Source organism: Amycolatopsis sp. NPDC114484 (assembly GCF_055633755.1).
On record NZ_JBVKDQ010000002.1, the window covers coordinates 660,892 to 679,490 of the forward strand.

General features: G+C 63.4%; 28 protein-coding genes. 25 read left to right on the plus strand and 3 right to left on the minus strand.

Annotation, left to right across the window (positions count from 1 at the left end; translation table 11 throughout):
• The first annotated feature begins 111 nt into the window (after nucleotides 1-111).
• From ACZ7SW_RS09080 to ACZ7SW_RS09095, 4 genes are all read left to right on the plus strand, one after another.
• The gene (locus tag ACZ7SW_RS09080; protein ID WP_470229845.1) at nucleotides 112-2,013 is read left to right on the plus strand and encodes a recombinase family protein; all 1,902 of its coding nucleotides are present in this window, start codon (nucleotides 112-114) and stop codon (nucleotides 2,011-2,013) included.
• A 144-nt stretch (nucleotides 2,014-2,157) separates the two neighbouring features.
• Nucleotides 2,158-3,111 (plus strand): DNA-methyltransferase, encoded by a 954-nt coding sequence (locus tag ACZ7SW_RS09085; protein WP_470229846.1) that lies wholly within the window; start codon nucleotides 2,158-2,160, stop codon nucleotides 3,109-3,111.
• Nucleotides 3,112-3,198: 87 nt separating this feature from the next.
• Nucleotides 3,199-3,528: a hypothetical protein gene (locus ACZ7SW_RS09090; RefSeq protein ID WP_470229847.1), complete on the plus strand. Its 330-nt coding sequence runs from the start codon at nucleotides 3,199-3,201 to the stop codon at nucleotides 3,526-3,528.
• A gap of 173 nt (nucleotides 3,529-3,701) precedes the next feature.
• A complete protein-coding gene (locus tag ACZ7SW_RS09095) occupies nucleotides 3,702-4,538 on the plus strand; it encodes a DUF3846 domain-containing protein (protein WP_470229848.1) in 837 nt (278 codons plus the stop codon).
• Between the two features lie 226 nt (nucleotides 4,539-4,764).
• On the opposite strand, the gene ACZ7SW_RS09100 is transcribed toward ACZ7SW_RS09095, so the two are convergent.
• Nucleotides 4,765-6,690, minus strand: a complete 1,926-nt coding sequence (locus ACZ7SW_RS09100; RefSeq protein ID WP_470229849.1) for a cutinase family protein — start codon at nucleotides 6,688-6,690, stop codon at nucleotides 4,765-4,767.
• A gap of 249 nt (nucleotides 6,691-6,939) precedes the next feature.
• Between ACZ7SW_RS09100 and ACZ7SW_RS09105 the strand changes: the two genes are divergently transcribed.
• The 14 genes from ACZ7SW_RS09105 (at nucleotide 6,940) to ACZ7SW_RS09170 (ending at nucleotide 15,920) form a co-directional block, all read left to right on the plus strand.
• Nucleotides 6,940-7,500 carry a hypothetical protein gene (locus ACZ7SW_RS09105; protein WP_470229850.1) on the plus strand — a complete coding sequence of 187 codons (561 nt, stop codon included), beginning with the start codon at nucleotides 6,940-6,942 and terminating at the stop codon, nucleotides 7,498-7,500.
• A 197-nt stretch (nucleotides 7,501-7,697) separates the two neighbouring features.
• Nucleotides 7,698-7,934 carry a hypothetical protein gene (locus tag ACZ7SW_RS09110; RefSeq protein WP_470229851.1) on the plus strand — a complete coding sequence of 79 codons (237 nt, stop codon included), beginning with the start codon at nucleotides 7,698-7,700 and terminating at the stop codon, nucleotides 7,932-7,934.
• Nucleotides 7,935-7,939: 5 nt separating this feature from the next.
• Complete coding sequence (locus tag ACZ7SW_RS09115; protein WP_470229852.1) at nucleotides 7,940-8,467, plus strand: DUF6879 family protein; 528 nt, start codon at nucleotides 7,940-7,942, stop codon at nucleotides 8,465-8,467.
• Nucleotides 8,400-9,305 (plus strand): helix-turn-helix domain-containing protein, encoded by a 906-nt coding sequence (locus ACZ7SW_RS09120; protein WP_470229853.1) that lies wholly within the window; start codon nucleotides 8,400-8,402, stop codon nucleotides 9,303-9,305. Before ACZ7SW_RS09115 ends, ACZ7SW_RS09120 begins: the two co-directional genes overlap by 68 nt.
• Nucleotides 9,306-9,369: 64 nt before the next feature.
• Complete coding sequence (locus ACZ7SW_RS09125; protein WP_470229854.1) at nucleotides 9,370-10,302, plus strand: hypothetical protein; 933 nt, start codon at nucleotides 9,370-9,372, stop codon at nucleotides 10,300-10,302.
• A gap of 157 nt (nucleotides 10,303-10,459) precedes the next feature.
• Nucleotides 10,460-11,620 carry a radical SAM protein gene (locus tag ACZ7SW_RS09130; protein ID WP_470229855.1) on the plus strand — a complete coding sequence of 387 codons (1,161 nt, stop codon included), beginning with the start codon at nucleotides 10,460-10,462 and terminating at the stop codon, nucleotides 11,618-11,620.
• On the plus strand, nucleotides 11,613-12,188 hold the full coding sequence (locus ACZ7SW_RS09135) for a 3'-5' exonuclease (protein ID WP_470229856.1): 576 nt from the start codon (nucleotides 11,613-11,615) through the stop codon (nucleotides 12,186-12,188). Before ACZ7SW_RS09130 ends, ACZ7SW_RS09135 begins: the two co-directional genes overlap by 8 nt.
• Complete coding sequence (locus ACZ7SW_RS09140; RefSeq protein ID WP_470229857.1) at nucleotides 12,169-13,008, plus strand: aldo/keto reductase; 840 nt, start codon at nucleotides 12,169-12,171, stop codon at nucleotides 13,006-13,008. The genes ACZ7SW_RS09135 and ACZ7SW_RS09140 overlap by 20 nt, the downstream gene beginning before the upstream one ends.
• Nucleotides 13,005-13,646, plus strand: a complete 642-nt coding sequence (gene tmk / locus ACZ7SW_RS09145; RefSeq protein ID WP_470229858.1) for a dTMP kinase — start codon at nucleotides 13,005-13,007, stop codon at nucleotides 13,644-13,646. The genes ACZ7SW_RS09140 and tmk overlap by 4 nt, the downstream gene beginning before the upstream one ends.
• Before the next feature lie 6 nt (nucleotides 13,647-13,652).
• Nucleotides 13,653-13,823 carry a hypothetical protein gene (locus tag ACZ7SW_RS09150; protein WP_470229859.1) on the plus strand — a complete coding sequence of 57 codons (171 nt, stop codon included), beginning with the start codon at nucleotides 13,653-13,655 and terminating at the stop codon, nucleotides 13,821-13,823.
• A 98-nt stretch (nucleotides 13,824-13,921) separates the two neighbouring features.
• Nucleotides 13,922-14,236, plus strand: a complete 315-nt coding sequence (locus ACZ7SW_RS09155; protein ID WP_470229860.1) for a recombinase family protein — start codon at nucleotides 13,922-13,924, stop codon at nucleotides 14,234-14,236.
• Nucleotides 14,237-14,443: 207 nt separating this feature from the next.
• Complete coding sequence (locus tag ACZ7SW_RS09160; RefSeq protein ID WP_470229861.1) at nucleotides 14,444-15,046, plus strand: ATP-binding protein; 603 nt, start codon at nucleotides 14,444-14,446, stop codon at nucleotides 15,044-15,046.
• Nucleotides 15,047-15,086: 40 nt separating this feature from the next.
• Nucleotides 15,087-15,272 carry a hypothetical protein gene (locus ACZ7SW_RS09165; protein WP_470229862.1) on the plus strand — a complete coding sequence of 62 codons (186 nt, stop codon included), beginning with the start codon at nucleotides 15,087-15,089 and terminating at the stop codon, nucleotides 15,270-15,272.
• 186 nt (nucleotides 15,273-15,458) lie between these two features.
• Nucleotides 15,459-15,920 (plus strand): hypothetical protein, encoded by a 462-nt coding sequence (locus ACZ7SW_RS09170; protein WP_470229863.1) that lies wholly within the window; start codon nucleotides 15,459-15,461, stop codon nucleotides 15,918-15,920.
• 72 nt (nucleotides 15,921-15,992) lie between these two features.
• On the opposite strand, the gene ACZ7SW_RS09175 is transcribed toward ACZ7SW_RS09170, so the two are convergent.
• Entirely contained in the window at nucleotides 15,993-16,397 is a 405-nt protein-coding gene (locus ACZ7SW_RS09175) for a hypothetical protein (RefSeq protein ID WP_470229864.1), read from the minus strand.
• A 344-nt stretch (nucleotides 16,398-16,741) separates the two neighbouring features.
• Here ACZ7SW_RS09175 and ACZ7SW_RS09180 point away from each other — a divergent pair, with 344 nt between their 5' ends.
• Genes ACZ7SW_RS09180 through ACZ7SW_RS09210 form a run of 7 tightly spaced genes read left to right on the plus strand, consistent with a single transcriptional unit; the run spans nucleotide 16,742 to nucleotide 18,267 of the window.
• The gene (locus ACZ7SW_RS09180; protein ID WP_470229865.1) at nucleotides 16,742-17,035 is read left to right on the plus strand and encodes a hypothetical protein; all 294 of its coding nucleotides are present in this window, start codon (nucleotides 16,742-16,744) and stop codon (nucleotides 17,033-17,035) included.
• Between the two features lies 1 nt (nucleotide 17,036).
• The gene (locus ACZ7SW_RS09185) at nucleotides 17,037-17,192 is read left to right on the plus strand and encodes a hypothetical protein (RefSeq protein WP_470229866.1); all 156 of its coding nucleotides are present in this window, start codon (nucleotides 17,037-17,039) and stop codon (nucleotides 17,190-17,192) included.
• On the plus strand, nucleotides 17,192-17,500 hold the full coding sequence (locus tag ACZ7SW_RS09190; RefSeq protein WP_470229867.1) for a hypothetical protein: 309 nt from the start codon (nucleotides 17,192-17,194) through the stop codon (nucleotides 17,498-17,500). Before ACZ7SW_RS09185 ends, ACZ7SW_RS09190 begins: the two co-directional genes overlap by 1 nt.
• Nucleotides 17,497-17,709 carry a hypothetical protein gene (locus ACZ7SW_RS09195; protein ID WP_470229868.1) on the plus strand — a complete coding sequence of 71 codons (213 nt, stop codon included), beginning with the start codon at nucleotides 17,497-17,499 and terminating at the stop codon, nucleotides 17,707-17,709. The genes ACZ7SW_RS09190 and ACZ7SW_RS09195 overlap by 4 nt, the downstream gene beginning before the upstream one ends.
• Nucleotides 17,706-17,900: a hypothetical protein gene (locus ACZ7SW_RS09200; protein WP_470229869.1), complete on the plus strand. Its 195-nt coding sequence runs from the start codon at nucleotides 17,706-17,708 to the stop codon at nucleotides 17,898-17,900. Before ACZ7SW_RS09195 ends, ACZ7SW_RS09200 begins: the two co-directional genes overlap by 4 nt.
• The gene (locus tag ACZ7SW_RS09205; protein WP_470229870.1) at nucleotides 17,897-18,070 is read left to right on the plus strand and encodes a hypothetical protein; all 174 of its coding nucleotides are present in this window, start codon (nucleotides 17,897-17,899) and stop codon (nucleotides 18,068-18,070) included. The genes ACZ7SW_RS09200 and ACZ7SW_RS09205 overlap by 4 nt, the downstream gene beginning before the upstream one ends.
• A 23-nt stretch (nucleotides 18,071-18,093) precedes the next feature.
• Nucleotides 18,094-18,267: a hypothetical protein gene (locus ACZ7SW_RS09210; protein ID WP_470229871.1), complete on the plus strand. Its 174-nt coding sequence runs from the start codon at nucleotides 18,094-18,096 to the stop codon at nucleotides 18,265-18,267.
• Nucleotides 18,268-18,275: 8 nt separating this feature from the next.
• Here the strand turns inward: ACZ7SW_RS09210 and ACZ7SW_RS09215 are convergent, their stop codons facing one another.
• Nucleotides 18,276-18,539, minus strand: a complete 264-nt coding sequence (locus tag ACZ7SW_RS09215) for a hypothetical protein (protein ID WP_470229872.1) — start codon at nucleotides 18,537-18,539, stop codon at nucleotides 18,276-18,278.
• Nucleotides 18,540-18,599: the final 60 nt, after the last annotated feature.

An 18,599-nucleotide genomic window follows, 5' to 3' on the forward strand; every position in this document is an offset into this window, starting at 1 on the left:
GACTGTCCAATAAACCGCTGGACGTGACGCCGGGCGTAGCGCGTGTGCTGCTCGCGATACTGATCGAATTTCACGAGGTCCCGGTCCTGGACCGGAGGCAGGGGGACGACCATGACAGCTGATTTCGTGACAGACCCGTGGGCGACGTTGGATGACATCCTGGGCGTCCAGGTCGCCGACGCGCCCGACGAAGGCATCGGAGGATTGGCGTTCTACGGCCGCTGCTCGACTGAGGACAATCAAGATCCGGAGACGTCGCTCGGGTGGCAGCTCGGCAACGCGCGGAAGTTCGTGGAGCCACTGGGCGGGCACGTCACCGCCGAGTTCTTCGACATCGGTCAGTCGCGTTCAGTGCCGTGGGAGCGCCGCGGAGAAGCGAGCAAGCTGCTTGCGGCGCTGAAAGATCCGCGACGTGACTGGAACGCAGTCGTCGTCGGCGAAGGGACACGGTGCTGGTTCGGGAACCAGTTCTCGCTGATCGCGCCACGGTTCGCGGCGTATGGGGTTGATCTGTGGGTGCCCGAACTCGGCGGGAAGTTCGATCCGCGGAACCCGTCGCACAAGATGCTGATGAGCGTGCTCGGCGGGATGAGCGAATCCGAGCGGCAGCACGTGCAAGCCCGGGTGCGTGCGGCGATGGATGCGCAGGTGGTCAACGAGGGGCGCCACCAGGGCGGGCGGGCTCCCTACGGATATGTCGTGGTCGACGCCGGTCCTCACCCGAACCCGCGCAAAGCGGCAGAGGGCTTCCGGCTGCGCGTCCTCGCGATCGAAGAGGAGACGGCCGCCGTTGTCCGGCGGATCTTTGCGGAGTACCTGAACGGCAACGGCGACCGGGCGATCGCGAACGGGTTGAATCGCGACGGGATTCCGTGTCCTTCAGCGCGTCGGCCTGAGCAGAACAGGCATCGTCTCGCGGACGGGTGGCAGGGCAGCACCATCCGGTCGATTCTGGAGAATCCGCGGTACACCGGGTACGCGTTCTTCGGTCGGTGGGCGCGGCAGGAGATGCTGCTCGATCCGGACGACGTCGCGGCTGGGCACGTGACGCGCTTCCGGCGCGCTTCGGCCGATCGGGTTGTCCGGTCACGCAAACCGGCGCATCCAGAGATCATCTCGGTGGAGGACTTCACGGAGGTCCAGCTCTCTCGTCGGTCTCGCGCGGCAGGCGGCCTCGAAGCGCGGCGGAAGCTGGAGCGAGGACCGAAGACCACGAAGTGGACGTACGCGTTTCGCGGGCGAGTCCGGTGCGATCACTGCAAACGCAAGATGGAGGGGACGCCGCGGGACACGCGAATCTACTACCGGTGTGCTGCGCGGACGCTCGTTCCCGGATCACCGGCTTTAGTTGATCACCCGAAGAACATCTATCTGCCGGAAGCGGCGTTGATGGAGCCGCTGAACAGCTACATCCATCACGCGTTCTCAGAAGACCAGCGTGACGCAACTGTGGAGGCGATGCTCGGTGTTGCTGGTGATGTGAACGTCAACCCGCAGCGCACCGCGGACGCTCAGCGGCGGCTGACTCAAGCGAAGACTCGATTGGCGAGGCTTACGCAGGCGATCGAGGCCGGTGCGGACCTGGAAGCGCTGATCGAACCGCTGAACCGCGCGAGGGAGGAACGCGACGCGGCAGCAGAGGAGCTGGCGAGGACACCAGCCGGTTCGGAACTGGGGAGAGCGGACGTCGAGGCGCTGGTCGACTCGCTGGCGGATGCCGGTCGGCAGGTGATCAGCGCGAGCCCGGCCCGGCTGCAGGAGTTGTACGAGGAGATCGGCCTGGAGCTGGTCTATAACGCAAAAGAGCGGATGGTCGCTGTGACCATCCGCCCACCCCGTAGGGTTAATGCGCGTGTCCCAAAGGGGACTCAACTTGAACCCTGTCCTCGCCAGGTACGTCCGCGAACACGCTGTTCAAGGCTAGAGCGGTATCGGCACCCACGGCCAGGGCCTCGCGGCCCGGCCACGCCCCGGCGTCCTCATCGGGACGTCGGGGCACCCCTCAACAACTAAACAGAGAACACGCCCATGCAACCACCTACACAAGGAGGTGATCTTCAAAGCGGCCCGCAGTCAACGGACGCCACGAATCTCCCTCGCAACACGATCCTCATCGGGGATGTCCGAGAGCGCTTGGCCGAACTACCGGCCGCGTCGGTGGACACCATCATCACCAGCCCGCCGTACTACGGCGTCCGCGACTACGGCCACGAGCAGCAGCTCGGAGCCGAACCAGACGTCGAGGGTTGGGTGAACGGCCTTCGGCTCGTCGCCCGCGACCTGGCCCGCGTTCTCCGTCCAACTGGCTCCCTCTGGCTCAACCTGGGCGACAGCTACGCCCGTCGTCCGGCCGAGGGTGCGACGCCCAAGAGCTTGCTTCTTGGCCCGGCCCGCGTCGCGTTAGCTCTGGTCCGCGACGGATGGGTACTGCGCAATGAGGTCATCTGGGCCAAGACCAACCCCATGCCGTCCAGCGTGAGCGACCGGCTGACCACGACGCACGAGCGGGTCTACTTCTTCACGCGGTCACCGCGCTACTACTTCGACCTCGACCCCATCCGCCAGCCTCTCGTTACCGGCAAACGGCAGTCGATAGGTAGCCCATCCCGTACCTACCCGCCCGCCGGCATCGGCGCAGCCAACCGCAAGGGCTGGACACTCAACGACAACCGCGGGCTCTCTCGTCTGAAAGCCTCTGGCCTATCCGGGCACCCGCTCGGCAAGAACCCCGGCGACGTCTGGACACTGCCGACCGCCGGATTCCGAGGCGGCCACTTCGCGGCCTTCCCGCTCGCATTTGCCGAACGTCCCTTGCTGGCCACCTGCCCGGAGCGGGTTTGCTCCGTCTGCGGCGAACCATGGCACCGCGCATTGGAGCGCCAGGACGGCCGCCTACTGGCCGTTGGCGAGTTGGAGCCAACCTGCATGTGCGGTGCAGAGGGCGTGCCCGGTGTCGTGCTCGATCCGTTCATGGGCACCGGCACGACGGCACTGGCGGCCGAGAAGCACGGCCGCGACTGGATCGGCGTCGAGCTGAATCCGTCGTACGCGGATATGGCCGAGCAGCGCCTTCGCGCACAGCGAGCCAAGGAGCGCAGGCCCGCCGCGTAAGCCGTGACACCTCCCCGGTGCCATGCGGCCGTCGTCGTCATCCCAAATATGGGGATGGCCGGTCGCACCAACACCGAGGAGGCTTCCGTGACCACGGAACCCCGCAATGGCGGCAGTGTGAAGACTCTGGGCATCAAGGTGCCCGACTCGCTGCACGCGCAGTTCGCCCTTGTCGCGCAGCTCGACGGCATCTCCCTGGGAGACGCCGCTATCCGAGCGGTCGAGCTGTACGTCGCCACCAAGAAGGCGGAGCCCGACTTCGCCGCCCGCGCCAAGGCCGCTCTCGATGAGATCGAGCGCGAAGCAGCCGCCAGGCGCGGCGCAATTCAAGGCCTGTTCGGGTCGGAAGACCCGACGGCCGACACCGCCGCCGAGACCACCTCGACGCGGCGACGTAGTGGTGAGGCTTCCAAGTAAGGACGGAAGCCCACGCTGCACCGGGGCGGAGCGGCGGTCATCTTCGACCGCCCTCCGCTCCACAACTCACCTGCACACCAGACCCTTCCCCGACCCATGCGGGGAGCGGCCTGGTGTGGAAACGGACCGCCCACCAGGCAAAAGCCCAACGGTCCAGAAGCGAGCGATGCGCAGTGATAACAGCCATCGTCATACCTGTCGATCCGGGCCAACCGGCCCGGCTCCAGCAGCTCGAAACGAGCGACATCGACGCCTACCAGCAGATCGTGGGAGGCAACCTCCAGATCGTCGGTCTCGAACGGCCGCCGGCCGGGATGTACCTCAACGAGTCCGGCAAGCTCGACCGGATGCGCGTCAACCACCGAGCCACGACGCTCGTGTGGGTGCACAACTCGGCGTTCCGGAATCACGACGTGATCGTGGGACCGGCGCTCATCGTTGGGCCGCCGAACCGCCACGGTGACGACACCTCGGCCCCGCAGGACCTCACCGACCTGCTGTTCAACAGCGAGTGCTACCGCGTCCAGCTCTGGACCGACAGCGCTTCACGCTGGACGAGCGATCCGGAGGTATTCACCGACTGGATGGAGGCGTACCGCTACGCCTTGCAGCAGGTTGAGACGCAAGAGGGTGCTCAGGAAGTTCGCGTCGTCGCCGAACTGGACGAGGCGCTGCGCGAGCAGTGGTTCAAGCTCGGCATCGAGAACCCGTGGATCAGCTCCGCGGACGACCCGCCGTTCACTCGGAACAGCTTCGTCGGCTGCTACAGCATCGAGGAGCTGGAACAGAACATCGGACACGGCAACTGGGCGATTGGCACCGCGTTCTACTACCGCGACCTGTGCTTCATCAACCAGGTCGAGGGTGGTGACGAGTGGCTGACCATCCGGCACGGCATCTCGTTCGAGTCCATGACGTTGGAACCGAGCGTCGAGGAAGGAAGGTTCGCTTCGCTCATTCGTAGGCTCCTGACCGCTTCCAAGGAGCAGTGCCAGGCGCTGACCTACTGAGCAAAGTACCCGTCGCCCGAGCTGAGGCTCAGGGCGGCGGGTACGGGTCAACTGTTGATCTAATAATTTTGAGCATTCAAAAAGCCCACCCTCACAAGCCAGCATTGCGGCTTTGGAGAGCGGGCCAGTCACGGGAGAAGTTTCGGCACGCTGGCCGGGCGTCGTCGCTGGCGGCGACGTATCGCCCGGCCAGCCTGCGCACTCAGCCTGTCATGCAGGCGGCGTTCTAGCGATCAACCTTGAACAGAACACTAGAGCTGGGGCTGACGCCCGCAGCCCACCACGTCTCGTACACGAGGTTGCCCGACGCGGTGTAGACCTGCTGGGTTGCGCCGTCGTCGCTCTTGTCGAAGCTCATGATGTTGTTCTGGGTGATCCGAATCAGCTCACCGCCACCGCTGTTCGGCCCGTTCCACCAGTACTCCTGTACGTGGTCGGACGTGGCCAGGTACAGCTCATGGACGCCGTTGTAGACGTCCTTCTCGATCTGAATGGCGTTGGTCTGACCTGTTGCGATGGTGCCCTGGGACACGGGCGTGCCGTTGGTGCTGTTCCAGTAGCTCTGCCAGGCGATTGTACTGGTGCCGGTGTAGAGCAACTGCCCGCCATCGCTCAGGTTCGCACCCTTGCTCAGCGAGCGGATGTCGCCCTGCGTGATGTTGATGATCGTCCCGCTATGGACGCCCTGACCGGGCCACCACCATAGCTCGTACACCCACGTCGGCGTGGCCACGTAGAGCTGGTCCACACCGTCGGGTCCGGTGGATTTGGTCATCGTCACCGGCCCGCCGATGTTGTTCAGCAGACTGATGTGGATGCCGTCTCCACCGTCCCGCCACCAGACCTCGTACGGCCCGTCTTGGGCTAGGAGGTAGATGCGGTGGGTGTATTGCCCATTGATCGTGGTCGGGTTGGCGATGACCTGCCGGACACCGTTCAGGCCCGTGACGATCTTGTTGTGGTGGGCTCCTTGTCCTGGCCTCCACCACGTCTCCCAGACTCCATCAGGCACCGCCGTGTAGAGCGACTGAGTCACCCCGTCCGGCTCATTCACCTTGTCGAAGCCGACGATGTTCTCCTGCGAGATATGGATGATCTCGTCAGTGTGAACGCCGTCCCCGCCAGGATGCCACCAGGCTTCCGTCACCGTTGAGTTGGTGGCGGCGTACACCTCGTGTGTCGTCCCGTCGGGCGCGAGCGTCCGCTTGACCTTGGTGATGGTCGGCGGGGGCGGAGCTGCCGCCGGTGAATCTGGCGAATCGTCCGGGGGTGTGATGGTGTAGCTCGGCAGTGAGACCGGGGGTGAATCCGGGTTCAACTCGTTGAGCCGATCCAGCGCCTTGTTAGCGATCTCGTTTTCCGAGTCCGCGATCCAGGTGCCTTGGTAAGCACTGCCGTGAGTACTTGCCGGACTGGGCGGGAGGTACCCGACCTTGCCCGTGCATACACCATCCCCGGCATCGCACCAACTTCCCGTCCGGCTGGTGAGCGAACTCGGCACGTAGGGGTTTCGTGTACCCAGCGATCCCAGAGCGCACTTCGCGCTACCGCGACGCCATGGCACGTTGACGCCGTCGCCCGAGCTGCAGGCAGTAGCCCGCGGGTCGCCATACAGCGCCACGTAACCGATGTGGCTTCGCGTGTAATCGCTGATACTCATCATCGAGTAACCGACGACCTCAGCGCCCTGGGAGTATCCGCCTACAACGATGGACTCCTTCGGGCAACGACTTGCGCGGTCGTTGAGGTATCCGGTCAGTTCGTTGACGCCGGTCCAGACGCTTCTGTAATAGCCGTCCATACCGGTGAAGATGCCCCAGTCGGCAAAGCCTACGGCAGGGTATTCGCCGCTGTCGTTTGGCTTGGGCGGAGCGCCCCCGTAGCTGCTCGGGTCGACGCCCATGTCGATCAGCACGTCGCCGTCTTCGTTGCCGAGTTCGGCCCAGTTCGTATTGACCAGTCGCGGTGGTCTGTTCAGCGTATTGCGGACATCGAAGTAGAACTCGTGAGCCCGCAGGTCGTTGAGGTGCTCGCCGGAACCTCGCACGAACACCATGTAGACCCCGCCGTGCGTCATGCAGTCCGCATCGGCGTGTGCGGGACTCGCCGGCCCGAAGACCGCGAGGCTAGCACTGCTGAGCAGCATCGCCATGCAGAGCAAGAACGCTCTGATTCGGCTATGCGTTTGGACACGCATAGGCCATCACCTTCTCTCTCGTTCCGAAATGAGCGAACCCGCCAATCCCTTTCAAATAAGGGGGCGGGTCGTCAGGGGAGAATAACATAATTGTAATTAAAATCAAGGCCGACACTATCTCTACCACTGTTAATCTAGTACGAATTCCTTGTCATTTACTGGCGGCTGATTTATAGTGAGATCAACTAAAAGCGAGAAACCACTTTGAACTCAGCTCAAACCAAGCCAATCAAAAAGATTAGCGTTAAGCGCGTAGTGATTGGCGTCGTCGCCGTATTGGCGATTGTGGCACTAGTCATTGGAATTGGATTCTTCTGGCTAACTCACAACTACGCTAACGACGATGCCGGGACCCTTGAATCTGCGCTAACGGCGGCGGGCGCTACAAAACAATGCAGCACGGGGGATGCGGGGCGAGGCCCTGACAATTACAGCCCGTGGTACAGCGCCATCTATGACGTACCGGGCGATAGGGCTGCGGCAACTGATATAGCTAGAAACGCAGCGCAAAAAGCTGGACTGAACCTATCAGACAAGACAGATTCCAACCCGCTATATGATCAATATTTCTTGGGCGTAGCGAGTAAGCATAGTACTCATGCGGACCTCAAGGACGGCGATGCAAAATTCTCAATACTGGTCTACAAGACTCGTGCATTCATAGCTCCAGCAGATAAGCAGAATTGCACAACAACAAAGCAAACCAATCCTTCTCGCAATACGACTACGATCCTGATTGGTGTCGGCCTCCCCCAATTCAAGTAGCGGCAATCGATTCGGCGAATAGGGATTCCTGTGACCAACGCCAACGCGCGTCCATCTGATTGGCCGCGTTTGTTGCATTGGGAAGTAGCGCGGTGCCCTGCCCCGGCGCTCGCCCTCTGCGCGCCGTTGACGGTCGGCACGCCCTACGCCACGATGGTCGAGAACGGTTCGCCAAGTTTCTCGCAACGGAGGTCACCATGCGCGCTCGGTTCCTCGGTAAGGACCCCAACTCGCAGGAGGGGCAGTCGCCTACCCTGTTCGCCACGGACCGCACCGACCGCGTCACCTACATCGCCCAGGGCTGGAAGGTCACGGACCGCCAGGCGCTCGCCGACGTCGGCGACGTGCCCGATCACGAGACCCTGATCGAGATCCCGGAGGACGTGCTCAAGATGTACGCCCGTCGCTACCTGGAGCAGGAGGGCCAGAGCTGAGCCGCATGATCGAGCCCGGCCCGGAGTTCGGCAAGCTCTTCCGCACGTTCGAGCACACCGCCTACCGGCTGGAGACGCGCGACCTCTACAAGTCCGCGAACGAGGCCAAGGCACTCGACCAGTTCACAGCTGGTGTGCCGGTCGACATGGGTTGGTTCCAGAACTGGCTGAGCATGATCCAGGAGGCCACCGCGGCGGGCCGGCAGTTCTCGCGGGTCCGAGTCGTGAGCCTTCCGCTCACCGACTACAGCCGGTTCGGCATCTACTGCTCGGGCTTCACCAACGCGGTCGGGGAGGTCACTCGATACCTGGCCCGCGACGACGCGGCAGACCTGCCGGACTACGACTACTGGTTGTTCGACTCGTCCAAGCTGGTGCGGATGCACTTCGATGACGACGAGAACTTCCTGGGCGGCGAACTGATCGAAGACCCCGCCGAGATCGTGAAGCACAACTACTGGCGAGATGCGGCCTGGCACCTCGCCGTACGACGGGACGACTTTGCCACCGAAACGAACGACAGGCGTCACTAGCGTTCACGAAGCGCGTGACGCGCTCGGCAAGCGACTCCGCGAGCTGCGCTCGGCTGCTGGTCTCAGCGGCCGACAGCTCGCGGAGTCGTTGTCGTGGCCGCCTTCTAAGGTCAGCAAGCTGGAGAACGGTAGGCAGACGCCGACCGATGACGACATCCGTGACTGGACGCGAGGAACGAACAGCGAGGACGAGGCCGAAGCACTCCTTGCCTCGCTGCACACCCTCGAAGTTCAGCACGCCGAGTGGCAACGTCAGCTCCGCGTCGGCCTGAAGCCGCATCAGCAGGAGATTGCCGACCTCGACGCGAAGACACGGCTGTTCCGGGCGTTCGAGTCCACGTTCATCCCCGGGCTGCTCCAGACCGCCGAGTATGCCCGGTACCGCTTCGCCCAGAGCATCACCGTGTTCAAGGTGCGTAACGACATTGACGAAGCGGTCGCCGCCCGTGTGCAGCGCCAAGACATTCTGTACCGGCCGGACAAGCGGTTTCACTTCGTGCTGACTGAGGCCGCCCTGCGCTACCGGCTGTGCCCGCTGGAGATCATGCTCGGACAGCTTGACCGCCTCGTCTCCCTGACTGCCCTACCGAACGTGAAGCTGGGAATCATCGGATTCGAGACGGCCTACGTCGTCGCGCCTGCTCACGGCTTCTGGATTCTGGACGCCGACCGCGTGATGGTCGAGACCTTCTCGGCTGAGCTGAACCTTGCCCAGCCCCAGGAACTGGCCCTGTATGGCGGCATCTTCGACAACCTGGCTGCTGTCGCCAGCTATGGCCGGAGTGCACGAGCGATCATTAACCGCGTGATTGATGATCTTGCTCCAAGCGAGGAATAGCGTAGTTATTGGCAAGCGCTCGGAGAATATCCAGTAGACGGACAAAGGTGTTATATTTACAGATATGGCAAGCCAACTCAAAGTGGAGTACGAAGCACTGTTGAGCGGCCGGGCGATCTATAAGGATTTGATTGCTCGGTTGGGCCTCAAGGCGGCGATCAGCCCTCACAACAGATTGTTTCAAGCTTACGAAATCATTGAAGAGATGGTTGCTGTGTCCGATGATGCGGCGCGACTACACGAATGGCTCGACAAGCCAAAGCCCTACACTAGCGTCCATCCGATTGCGGCAGAGCTAGGCGAACTCTACTTGATATTCAATTACATCAAGGACATGAATGGTCGCCTACTGGCCGAGAAGATCAAGGCCATCTCCCAGGGGCCGCTGGACCCACTGAAAGAAGACTCGTTCAACAATGATGCAAGGAATACGCAGTTCGAGCTATCCCTCTTGTGCGACTTCCTTGCCACGGGGATAGATGCTCAATTGAAGGGTCCTAACCCTGATCTTCAGATCAGCTTAGAGGGAACTATATACAATATCGAATGTAAGCGCATCTCGTCACCTAGCCAGTTCAAGCGGAACTTCAAGAAGGCTCGCGAGCAATTGCGGCTTTTACTGGAAACCCACCCGGACGAGTATGGCATCGTAGCCGTTTCTATATCCAATAGCATACACAGCGCTCAGCACGGTCTTGCGCCGGGCAACCTGATGAGCGACAGAGAATTTTGGGAGAGCATTGACGAACACATGGTCTCAGCGATGCGCGCATTCATTAAGGACAAAGAGCGTATCTGGCTACAGGACAACAAGCTTCAGCTATTAGATATACCCGCCATATTGCTCCACTATCAGGCAGTCGTCCTTGGTCGCACGCACGGCAACGGCCAAACCAGTATGCGTTCCTTCGTTAACTCGAAACGCAATAGTAGCGGGTACGCCTCATTTATGGACCAGGTTAGGAGGTCTGGCATCAGGCTGGATGTTGATGAATAGGACTCGCTAGGGCTGTCTCGCAGTTTCCGCGCCGATCACCCGTTCGTGGCGTTTCGAGAAATATCAAGAAACTTTCTATTCACCACGGTCTTTCCTCTCTACTCTCCGGATGGGGACGCCGAACCGCGTCCGCCCACAAGGGACTTGGGAGTAGCCAGTGGCGACCCGTGTTGCCCTGCTGAGCAGGGATCAGATCGACAAGCTTCCGGAACGTGCCCGCGAAGTTGTGGAGTACCGCAAGAGCGGGCTGAGCCTGAACCACATCCAGGGATGCCCGCTGGACTGCGCGTACTGCATCCGACACACCTACGGCCTCTGGGATCAGCGGGTGCCGCGGGCGCTCATGTCCGACGCCCAGGCCGTCGAGGAGCTGGTGACTCACCGGTACTTCCAGCCGCACGTGACCCCGGTGCAGGTCTTCAACAGGGCGACCGACCCGTTCTTGCCGGTTGTCCGGCCGCATACCTTCGCCGTGCTGGAAGACCTCGACGCGCGGGGCCTGACGAATCACGTGCTCGTGATCACACGACACAAGATGAAGCCCGAGGACGTCGAGCGCCTGAACCAGCTCCAGCACATCAAGCTGACGCTGCTGTTCACGTACAGCGGCATCGACAATAAGGACGTCGAGCCTTACCCGTCGCACGTGGCGGCTGACTCGCTCAAGCTCATGAGCAGGCCGGCGCGTCGCCGGTACCGGACAGTTCTCTACTGGCGTCCGTTGGTTCCTGGTCTCAACGACTCAGCGGAACACCTGGACGCCGCCTACCGGCTGGCCCAGCACGCCGACGCCACGGTGTTCACGGGTCTGTTCTACCGGGGCGAGATCGCCGAGTACTACAAGGCCAACGGCCTGCCGGAGCCGTACGACGACACCGCGCGCCGGAAGATTGTGCCCGAGACGCTGGAGCAGCGCGTCTTGGCCGCGTTCGACAACACGACACCTCTGTTCCGCAAGACCAGTTGTGCGGTCGCCTACGCGCACGGTCTGCCCGACTACAACGGGCACTACGGCATCGGGCGCGAGCTGTGCGACATCTGCCCGCTCAGTCAGCTCGAACTCTGTGCCAACGCGCACCGTCAGCCGTCACCCGAGCAGTTGCGGGAGGTCGCCGCAACTCTGCCCGAGGCTCGTGGTCTTGTGGTCGTGGACATCACCGAGCGGGCGGCCGTGGTGTCGGGACTTCCGACCGAGCAGCCGCGTTACTACCTGCAACACGCCCTCGGCTTCCAGGTGCACGACGTGCGCCACCCGCACCGTGAACGTCGGCATGGTCGTGCCGACATCGGCTGGAAGGGCGAGAAGCACAATGACTGACTGGACGAGCCTGAGCTTCGTGGTCGTGGACGTCGAGGGCAACGGCCAGCAGCCGCCCGACCTGGTGGAGCTGGCCGCCGTGCCCGTGGTCGATGGCATCATCGGGGAGCCGGTGAGCTGGCTGGTCAAGCCGGACGCGCCGATCAAGCACTTCGCCACCCGCATCCACGGCCTGACCAACAAGGACGTGGCCGAGTGCCCGACGTTCGAGGCCGTCAAGCTCGATGTCCTCATGGCGCTGAGCCACCCGGCGATCGTCGCGCACAACGCGCACGTTGACGTGGGGGTTCTTCAGCGCAAGATGACCGGCTGGGAGCCGCCCGAGGTCTTCGACACGCTCAAGCTGGCGCGGCGGCTGGTGCCGGGGATGGACAGCTACCGGCTCGGGAACCTGGTCGAGGCGTTCAAGTTGGCCGAGGGACTGCCGGATGGTCTGAGCCCGCACCGCGCGACCTATGACGCGCTGGTCGCGGCCCGGTTGTTCGTGCTGCTGGCCACCAAGGCCGCGACGCTCGAAGAGCTGCGCGGCCAGAAACCAGGAGGGGGCGATGAAGATGCTCTCTTCTAGCGGCAGGCGCATCGGCTTCGGCTCCATGCAACTCACCGGCCCTGGCCATTGGGCAGCACCGGACAACCCGGAACAGGCCATGCAGGTACTCCGCGATGCTGTCGACGCGGGCGTGACGCACATCGACACCGCCGACGCCTACGGTCCGTTCACTGCGGAGAAGTACATCCGGAAGGCGTTGCATCCTTACCCCGACGGCTTGGTCATCGCCACCAAGGGCGGTCTCACTCGCCAAGGTCCCAACCGGTGGGCACCGTGTGGGCGGCCGGAGTACCTGCGCCAGTGCGTCGAGATGAGTCTCCGGCGGCTCCAGCTCGAACGGATCGACCTGTACTACCTCCACCGCATCGACCCCGCCGTCCCTTTGGAAGACCAGCTCGGCGTGCTGCGGGACATGCAGGCTGAGGGGAAGATCGGCCACATCGGGCTGTCTAAGGTGACCTTGGAACAGCTCTGCGCGGCCGGCGCTCTTACCGCCATCGCGGCGGTGAGTAACAAGTACAACCTCACCGATCGGGCATCAGAAGACGTGCTCCGGCACTGCGAGACGGCTGGCATCACCTTCGTGCCGTACGCGCCGGTCGCGTCCGGAGCGCTCACCACACCGGGCACCCTGGGTCAGGTCGCAGCGGACTACGGCGCGACACCCGCCCAACTGGCGCTTGCCTGGCTCCTGCATCAGTCCCCGGTCATCACGCCGATCCCCGGCACCAGCAGCAGCGCGCACCTCCACGAGAACCTGGCCGCCCAGGGGATCAAGCTCACCCCCGAGGACATGACAGCTATCGAGCTGGCGGCCACGAAGAGGGGGCGGGAATGAACCTCCGACCCTTTTCTGATCATCAACGCGGCCTGTTCGTCAGCGTCGACGGGCCGAGCGGTGCCGGGAAATCCACGATCGTCCAGCACCTCGCCCAACTGCTCGTTGCTGCTGGCGAAGACGTGCACGTGACGGCTGAGCCGTCCTCCGGCCCCATCGGCGCATTGTGCCGCGAGCTGACCGAGACAACCACCGGTCACACGTTGGCCTGCTTGTACGCGGCCGACCGCTACCACCACGTTGAGGCCGAAGTCCGGCCCAACACCGAGGCCGGCCGCGTCGTGCTGAGTGATCGGTACATCCCGTCAGGTCTGGTGATGCAGCGCTTCGACGGCATTGATCCGGTCTTCCTCTGGCGAGTGAACGCCGAGGCTGACCGGCCCGACCTGGCCGTCATCCTCGAAGCCGACCCCGAGGTCATCGCGGAGCGGCTCAGCGAGCGCGGTCCGCATAACCGCTTCCAGCTCTCGCCGGGTAGCTCACACGCTGAGGCGCACTTCTACCGACAGGCCACCGAGCGGCTGATTCAAGCGGGCTTCGACGTGCTACGGGTGGACGTGAACAAGCGGCCTCCCGAGCAGTCCGCGGCACTCATCCGTGACCGGCTGCTGACGTTCTTCGCTCCGGCGGCGGGGTGAGTCGGCATGGTCGGAACGGCCACCGACCCGGACGTTAGTCGTGAGATCGAGGCGCTTCGCCAGCTCGCCACTGTGGTTCTGAACGAGCACACCAACGACCGCGACCTGTGCGCCGTGTGCGGCTACGCCTTCCCTTGCCAGCGAGCGGTACTCGCTGAGCACAACCTCGCGCTCTGACGCGACCCCGAGAAAGCCGAGCAGACCGGCGACGCCTGGACGCCTGCCGAGGTACGAACCCGTCGCCGGTCTGCTCATCAAGCGTACGGAGAACACCCGTGAAGCCCTTGATGTACGGCTACCTGCGCGCCCCTGACGACGTGCCGGACGACGACCTTGCGTGCACCGTCGAGGAGATGAAGCGCTACGCCGAGACCGAGGGCTTCTGCTACGCCACGACGTTTTTCGAGTACCAGGACGGCTCGCGCGCAGCGTTCGAGGAGCTGATTCAGGAACTCAAGCGGGCTGAGGCGCGGCACGTGGTCGTCCCGTCTATGGATCATTTGTCATCCCATCGGCTGCTTCGCAGTCACATGGTCGAGCGCCTGGAATTGGACGCCAACGCGCTCGTGCTGACACCGGGCGAGACGTGATGGACCCCCGCGATCTGAACATGGGCATCGTCCGGCAGCTCAAGGACATCACGGGCGACGCTGGGGCCTTCGTCGCCGGGGTTCTCTGTGACGACATCTCCCGCGAAGACCAAATCACCTTCGCGCTGCGGCTGATGCGACTGGCCGGACACATCCAACAGCGAACCCAGAGTACGGCCGCAATGGTCGTTGAAGGAGGCGTTCTCCATGACGGTGACGGCGGACGAGTTGCGCTCCCGGCCGCAACCGAAGGACGCACCGACCATCCCCGACCCGCAGCCAATGACTGAGCGGCCCCGGCCCCAGGCGATAGCCGATCTGACCTTGGCCGCCACGTCCACGGCGGCGAGCGTCGGAGTGATGTTCCTCCACTACACCCTGATGGAGTGGCAGCGTACGGAGCTGATAGAGCCCGCCGAAGCGGTGCTGACTGAGCTGATCACGCAGGCCGTGAAGCTGACCGGCGTGCCCGACCCGTCGGCCCGTTGGGTAGAGCTGGCCGACCTCGCCCTCATCCGGGTGCGCCTGGTCCTGCTGGAGACCGGCGTCATTGTCGAGGTGGTTGACCGCCATGACCAGCCGCCGACGTGGGCCGACGGCGTGACGGCGCTGTGTTCCCGCTGGAACTCCTACCCGACGAACGGCGGCCGGGTGGTGTGGTGCGAGCTGGAACCACCGGTGTACGAGCTGACCGAGCACGGCCTCCCCAAGCGGGTGCGGTCGAAGGCTGCGCCAATCGACCGGACGCCGGCGCCGCAGGTGGATCAGGAGCTTCTACGGCGCGTACGTCAGGGCTTGGAAGCGCTGTAGATACGCGCAGGCGACGACAAACGAGACTGAGGAGATCAGTATGGCAAAGGCGCAGGTCGAAGACCGAGCCGTCTTCTTGGCCGCGTCGCTGCTCGCGGCAGCGCTGCCCATGTGCCGCTACATCCAGCGGCACGGGAACGCCGAGGATCGGGAGAAGCTACGCAGGCTGACCGGCAGCCGGGAGTATGAGGAGCTGGTTAGCCTTCTGGCGCAGATGCGGCGGTAGTAAGCACGAATAGCGAAGTCAAGGTGGGATGTTTTACGATGGTCCAAACATTGATCAAACTTCCCATTTATGTTTTAATACCCTTTGCCTGCTCATTGTTTTAGGCAACCTCCACTCTCGCCTGAGCCGCAATCTTCTTTGTTGCTCGCGCGAGGGTGGATGGTCTGCCCGGAAAGTGAGCGGCAGATGGACGATGACTACAGGCGACGCCTCCTTGAGTTCGGCGTGACGCCGATGGCTCAGCAGGCAGCAGAGACACTGCGTGCGCTCCTTCCGACCGATACCGATTTGGTCATGTATCTCTTGGTCGAGAAGAAGCTGGACCACTGGTTCTGCGATGCCGCGATCCGCCGACGTGTCGGAGGGACCGGATGGAAGGACGCACCTCTTAACCTCACCAAGGAGTACACGACAGCGGCCGAGTTTCTTCTGGCCGCAGGCGCGTATCACTCGTTTCTGATCCGTGGCGCATGGCGGTATTGGCATCAGCGCAATCCGAAGTGCGTGTACGCTCCTGACCTGCCCCAATACGGGAAGAAGGCCCTGCGAGTGGTGTCTGCAGACATCAGACAGAAGCTGGGGATCGAGATCGAAAGCCTAAGCCACCCGAACCACAAGGTGCTCAGGGTATTCCCTAGTCATAGGTGAAGACTTCGCCTATCCGCCCGCCGACCCGGAGAAATAATAGGTCGGCAAGTAACCCGAGGGCTGGATTGCAGATCAAGCCGCCGGGCTACTTTCTTTATCGCTCCTAGTGGCGGACGGCAGGTCAGAGCCTTGGTTCAAGGTGTACGCCGCTGGTTCTCCCATGAGGCCACGAACTGCAATCGCCAGCTCAAGCATGAGATCATCCCAGATATAGCCGCGTCGCAGCGTGTCGGCTTGAACGCCGTACTTGCCTAGATGTGCGCCTGCCTTTTCTCGGCGAAGACTGAGTGTCTGCCAATCGCTACCGGGAGCGAGAGCGCAGAGGATTTCGAGCACCTGGCCGACCGGCTGACCGAGAGTCGCGCAGGCACGCCGAATCAGCTTTTCGGCTGCATTGGCTCGATCACTGTCATTAATCTCCGGGCAGAGCAGGAGCGCCAATTCGCTGGCATAGGTATGTAGCGCGATAGCGCGCACGCCCCGACGCTTTCTGAGCGCCCTATCAAGCTGGAGCGCGATGGTCTCTGGGGTGGTGGCGTCTGCGTCCCTCACGGCGGTCCCCCGTGGTTCAGGGAGGCCGCGCGCGGTCCGGTCTCGGTATCAAACGCAGATGCGGCTGACTCCGGCCCGGTCAAGCGAGGGTCTACGGAGCGAAATCAGACCACCTGTACCGCACCGGACGGAGGACCCTCGTGTCTCGGTACGTACCTCGATGATGCCAACTCTCTGCCACTTCTGTCCACAGACTCTTACCGCCCAGCTCAGGCAGCCTCCTTGCACCAGCCCCGGTCAGCCCGACCGGTGGCGCGAAGGGAGCAGCCATGAGCGAACTCGACTACTACGGCAGCAGCCCGCCGACCTTGCTCACGCCTGGCGGCCGGGCGCTGGCCCGCGACCTCGCCGCCGTGCGGCGAGCCACCAGCATCGGGCTGGCGAAGGGTGACGGCCTCGCCGCCTTCGCCGACCAGGCCATGACCAACCTGACGGCCCTCGACCGACAGCGGCGGTTGCTGGCGCGCGGCGACGAGACCCTGAACAACCTCCTCATGGAGGTTGAGATCGGTCACGTCATGTGCGTCATCAACGAGCAGCGCGGCATGTATAGGCGGTACTGACGTGGCCGATATCGACCCGGAGCTGCTGGACGAACGAGTCACCGCGCTGGATGACAAGCTCGCGGGCCTGCTGGCGGACATCGAGGCCACCTGCGTGATGTGGGCTCTCGGCCTGGCCGGCGTCGCCGAGCAATCGCCCGACTCCGAGGAGCGCTGATGCAGTTCATCGCTGTGCTTCTCATCGGGACAGTCATCCTCGCCTACGTCGCCGCCTTCCTGGAGCGCTACGGCCACCTTCTGATCGTCCTGACCGGCGAAGTCCTCCTCGGCGTTCTCGGCCTGGTCGTCCTGGCGCTCGTCGCCGGGGCCGCTTGGTCGTGGTTCTGCCACTGGTGGGAGCTGCGACAGGTCTGCAACTCGGCGGCGAGGGCGATCCAGCGCACCACCGCCCACTACGAACAATCGCGGGCCGAGATGGAGCAACTTGCCCGCCTTCACCACCTCCGAAAGGGGATCACCTCATGACCTTCACCATGTACGACGCCCTCCTGACGCTCGGCCTGATCGTGCTGGCAGCGCTGGCCGCCCCGCCGGTCGTGAAGCTCTTCCGGCTCATCGCGCAGGGCGAACGGGAAATGGACGCGGCCAAGCAGCGAATCGCCGCCCGTGAGTTGGCAGCCGCCAAGCTCCCCGCCGTGCCGGACGACCCGCCCGACCCGAAGGAGCTGACATGAGCGGTCAGATGACGCCGGAGCAGCTTCAGAACCTGCTCACGATCGGCGCGCTCATTCTGCTGGTCATCGCGTTCCGCATTGCGGGTCGCTGGGCCTGGAGCAAGTGGGTCGGGGACGTACCCGACGACGGACTGACGCAGGAAGAGCGTGACCTGCTTCTGGTGCAGCGGCACAAGGCGCGCAACAGATGAGCCGCCACCAGCCCTACCGAGGAGCCCACGGCCGCCGCTACCAGGCCGTGATGAAGTCGTGGCGGCGCCTGCGCTTCGCCGAACCCGAGGCAACAGTTCCTCACCGGTCCCGCCGCCGGCATCTCCTTGAGGAGCTGCGCGCGCTCGACCTCGAAACCTACGAGTACTAGGGGAGGCCATGCACCGTCCAGGGATGTTCAGCAAGCTCCTGACCGGCGTGTTCGGTGCGCTGCTGCTGGTGCTCCTGGTGGCCGGGGTGGCGCGAGCAGCCTACGAACTGCTCGCGCCGCTCGTCCCCATCCTCATCACCTTCGTGGCTCTCGGAGCCGTGTACTGGTTCATCTTCCACGGTATCCGCCGCCGCTGACTGCGACCTCACATGCTGCGGAATTGACAGCTATCCATCTGGCGGCGCGGCGGCTGTAATTTTGACGGCTCGACCGCGCCGCCCATCAGCTCCATAACAACAAGAAGGGAGTGCATCCGTGTTTTCGCAAGCTCGGCTGCTTTCGGCAGCCCTAACCAACGGAAAGGCTCCCTATGAACAAACCAAGAAAGAAACTTCGCGTCATTGGCGAACGCCGCGCCCAACTCGACGTTGCGCGCTTCGCTGACGCTCTCATTGCCTTCGCCCTGCACCGCCTGAGCGCAATCACCGAAGCAGACTCTGCTGCGCCCCCGGCTGCAGAAGCTGACCAG

What these genes read in the sequence shown, in the direction of transcription:
- ACZ7SW_RS09195 (WP_470229868.1), top strand. Translation starts at nt 17,497, where the DNA reads ATGACCTTCACCATGTACGACGCCCTCCTGACGCTCGGCCTGATCGTG.
- ACZ7SW_RS09180 (WP_470229865.1), top strand. Translation starts at nt 16,742, where the DNA reads ATGAGCGAACTCGACTACTACGGCAGCAGCCCGCCGACCTTGCTCACG.
- tmk (WP_470229858.1), top strand. Translation starts at nt 13,005, where the DNA reads ATGAACCTCCGACCCTTTTCTGATCATCAACGCGGCCTGTTCGTCAGC.
- ACZ7SW_RS09080 (WP_470229845.1), top strand. Translation starts at nt 112, where the DNA reads ATGACAGCTGATTTCGTGACAGACCCGTGGGCGACGTTGGATGACATC.
- ACZ7SW_RS09210 (WP_470229871.1), top strand. Translation starts at nt 18,094, where the DNA reads ATGTTCAGCAAGCTCCTGACCGGCGTGTTCGGTGCGCTGCTGCTGGTG.
- ACZ7SW_RS09170 (WP_470229863.1), top strand. Translation starts at nt 15,459, where the DNA reads ATGGACGATGACTACAGGCGACGCCTCCTTGAGTTCGGCGTGACGCCG.
- ACZ7SW_RS09205 (WP_470229870.1), top strand. Translation starts at nt 17,897, where the DNA reads ATGAGCCGCCACCAGCCCTACCGAGGAGCCCACGGCCGCCGCTACCAG.
- ACZ7SW_RS09115 (WP_470229852.1), top strand. Translation starts at nt 7,940, where the DNA reads ATGATCGAGCCCGGCCCGGAGTTCGGCAAGCTCTTCCGCACGTTCGAG.
- ACZ7SW_RS09125 (WP_470229854.1), top strand. Translation starts at nt 9,370, where the DNA reads ATGGCAAGCCAACTCAAAGTGGAGTACGAAGCACTGTTGAGCGGCCGG.
- ACZ7SW_RS09200 (WP_470229869.1), top strand. Translation starts at nt 17,706, where the DNA reads ATGAGCGGTCAGATGACGCCGGAGCAGCTTCAGAACCTGCTCACGATC.
- ACZ7SW_RS09140 (WP_470229857.1), top strand. Translation starts at nt 12,169, where the DNA reads ATGAAGATGCTCTCTTCTAGCGGCAGGCGCATCGGCTTCGGCTCCATG.
- ACZ7SW_RS09160 (WP_470229861.1), top strand. Translation starts at nt 14,444, where the DNA reads ATGACGGTGACGGCGGACGAGTTGCGCTCCCGGCCGCAACCGAAGGAC.
- ACZ7SW_RS09165 (WP_470229862.1), top strand. Translation starts at nt 15,087, where the DNA reads ATGGCAAAGGCGCAGGTCGAAGACCGAGCCGTCTTCTTGGCCGCGTCG.
- ACZ7SW_RS09150 (WP_470229859.1), top strand. Translation starts at nt 13,653, where the DNA reads ATGGTCGGAACGGCCACCGACCCGGACGTTAGTCGTGAGATCGAGGCG.
- ACZ7SW_RS09100 (WP_470229849.1), bottom strand. Translation starts at nt 6,690, where the DNA reads ATGGCGATGCTGCTCAGCAGTGCTAGCCTCGCGGTCTTCGGGCCGGCG.
- ACZ7SW_RS09110 (WP_470229851.1), top strand. Translation starts at nt 7,698, where the DNA reads ATGCGCGCTCGGTTCCTCGGTAAGGACCCCAACTCGCAGGAGGGGCAG.
- ACZ7SW_RS09190 (WP_470229867.1), top strand. Translation starts at nt 17,192, where the DNA reads ATGCAGTTCATCGCTGTGCTTCTCATCGGGACAGTCATCCTCGCCTAC.
- ACZ7SW_RS09120 (WP_470229853.1), top strand. Translation starts at nt 8,400, where the DNA reads ATGCGGCCTGGCACCTCGCCGTACGACGGGACGACTTTGCCACCGAAA.
- ACZ7SW_RS09135 (WP_470229856.1), top strand. Translation starts at nt 11,613, where the DNA reads ATGACTGACTGGACGAGCCTGAGCTTCGTGGTCGTGGACGTCGAGGGC.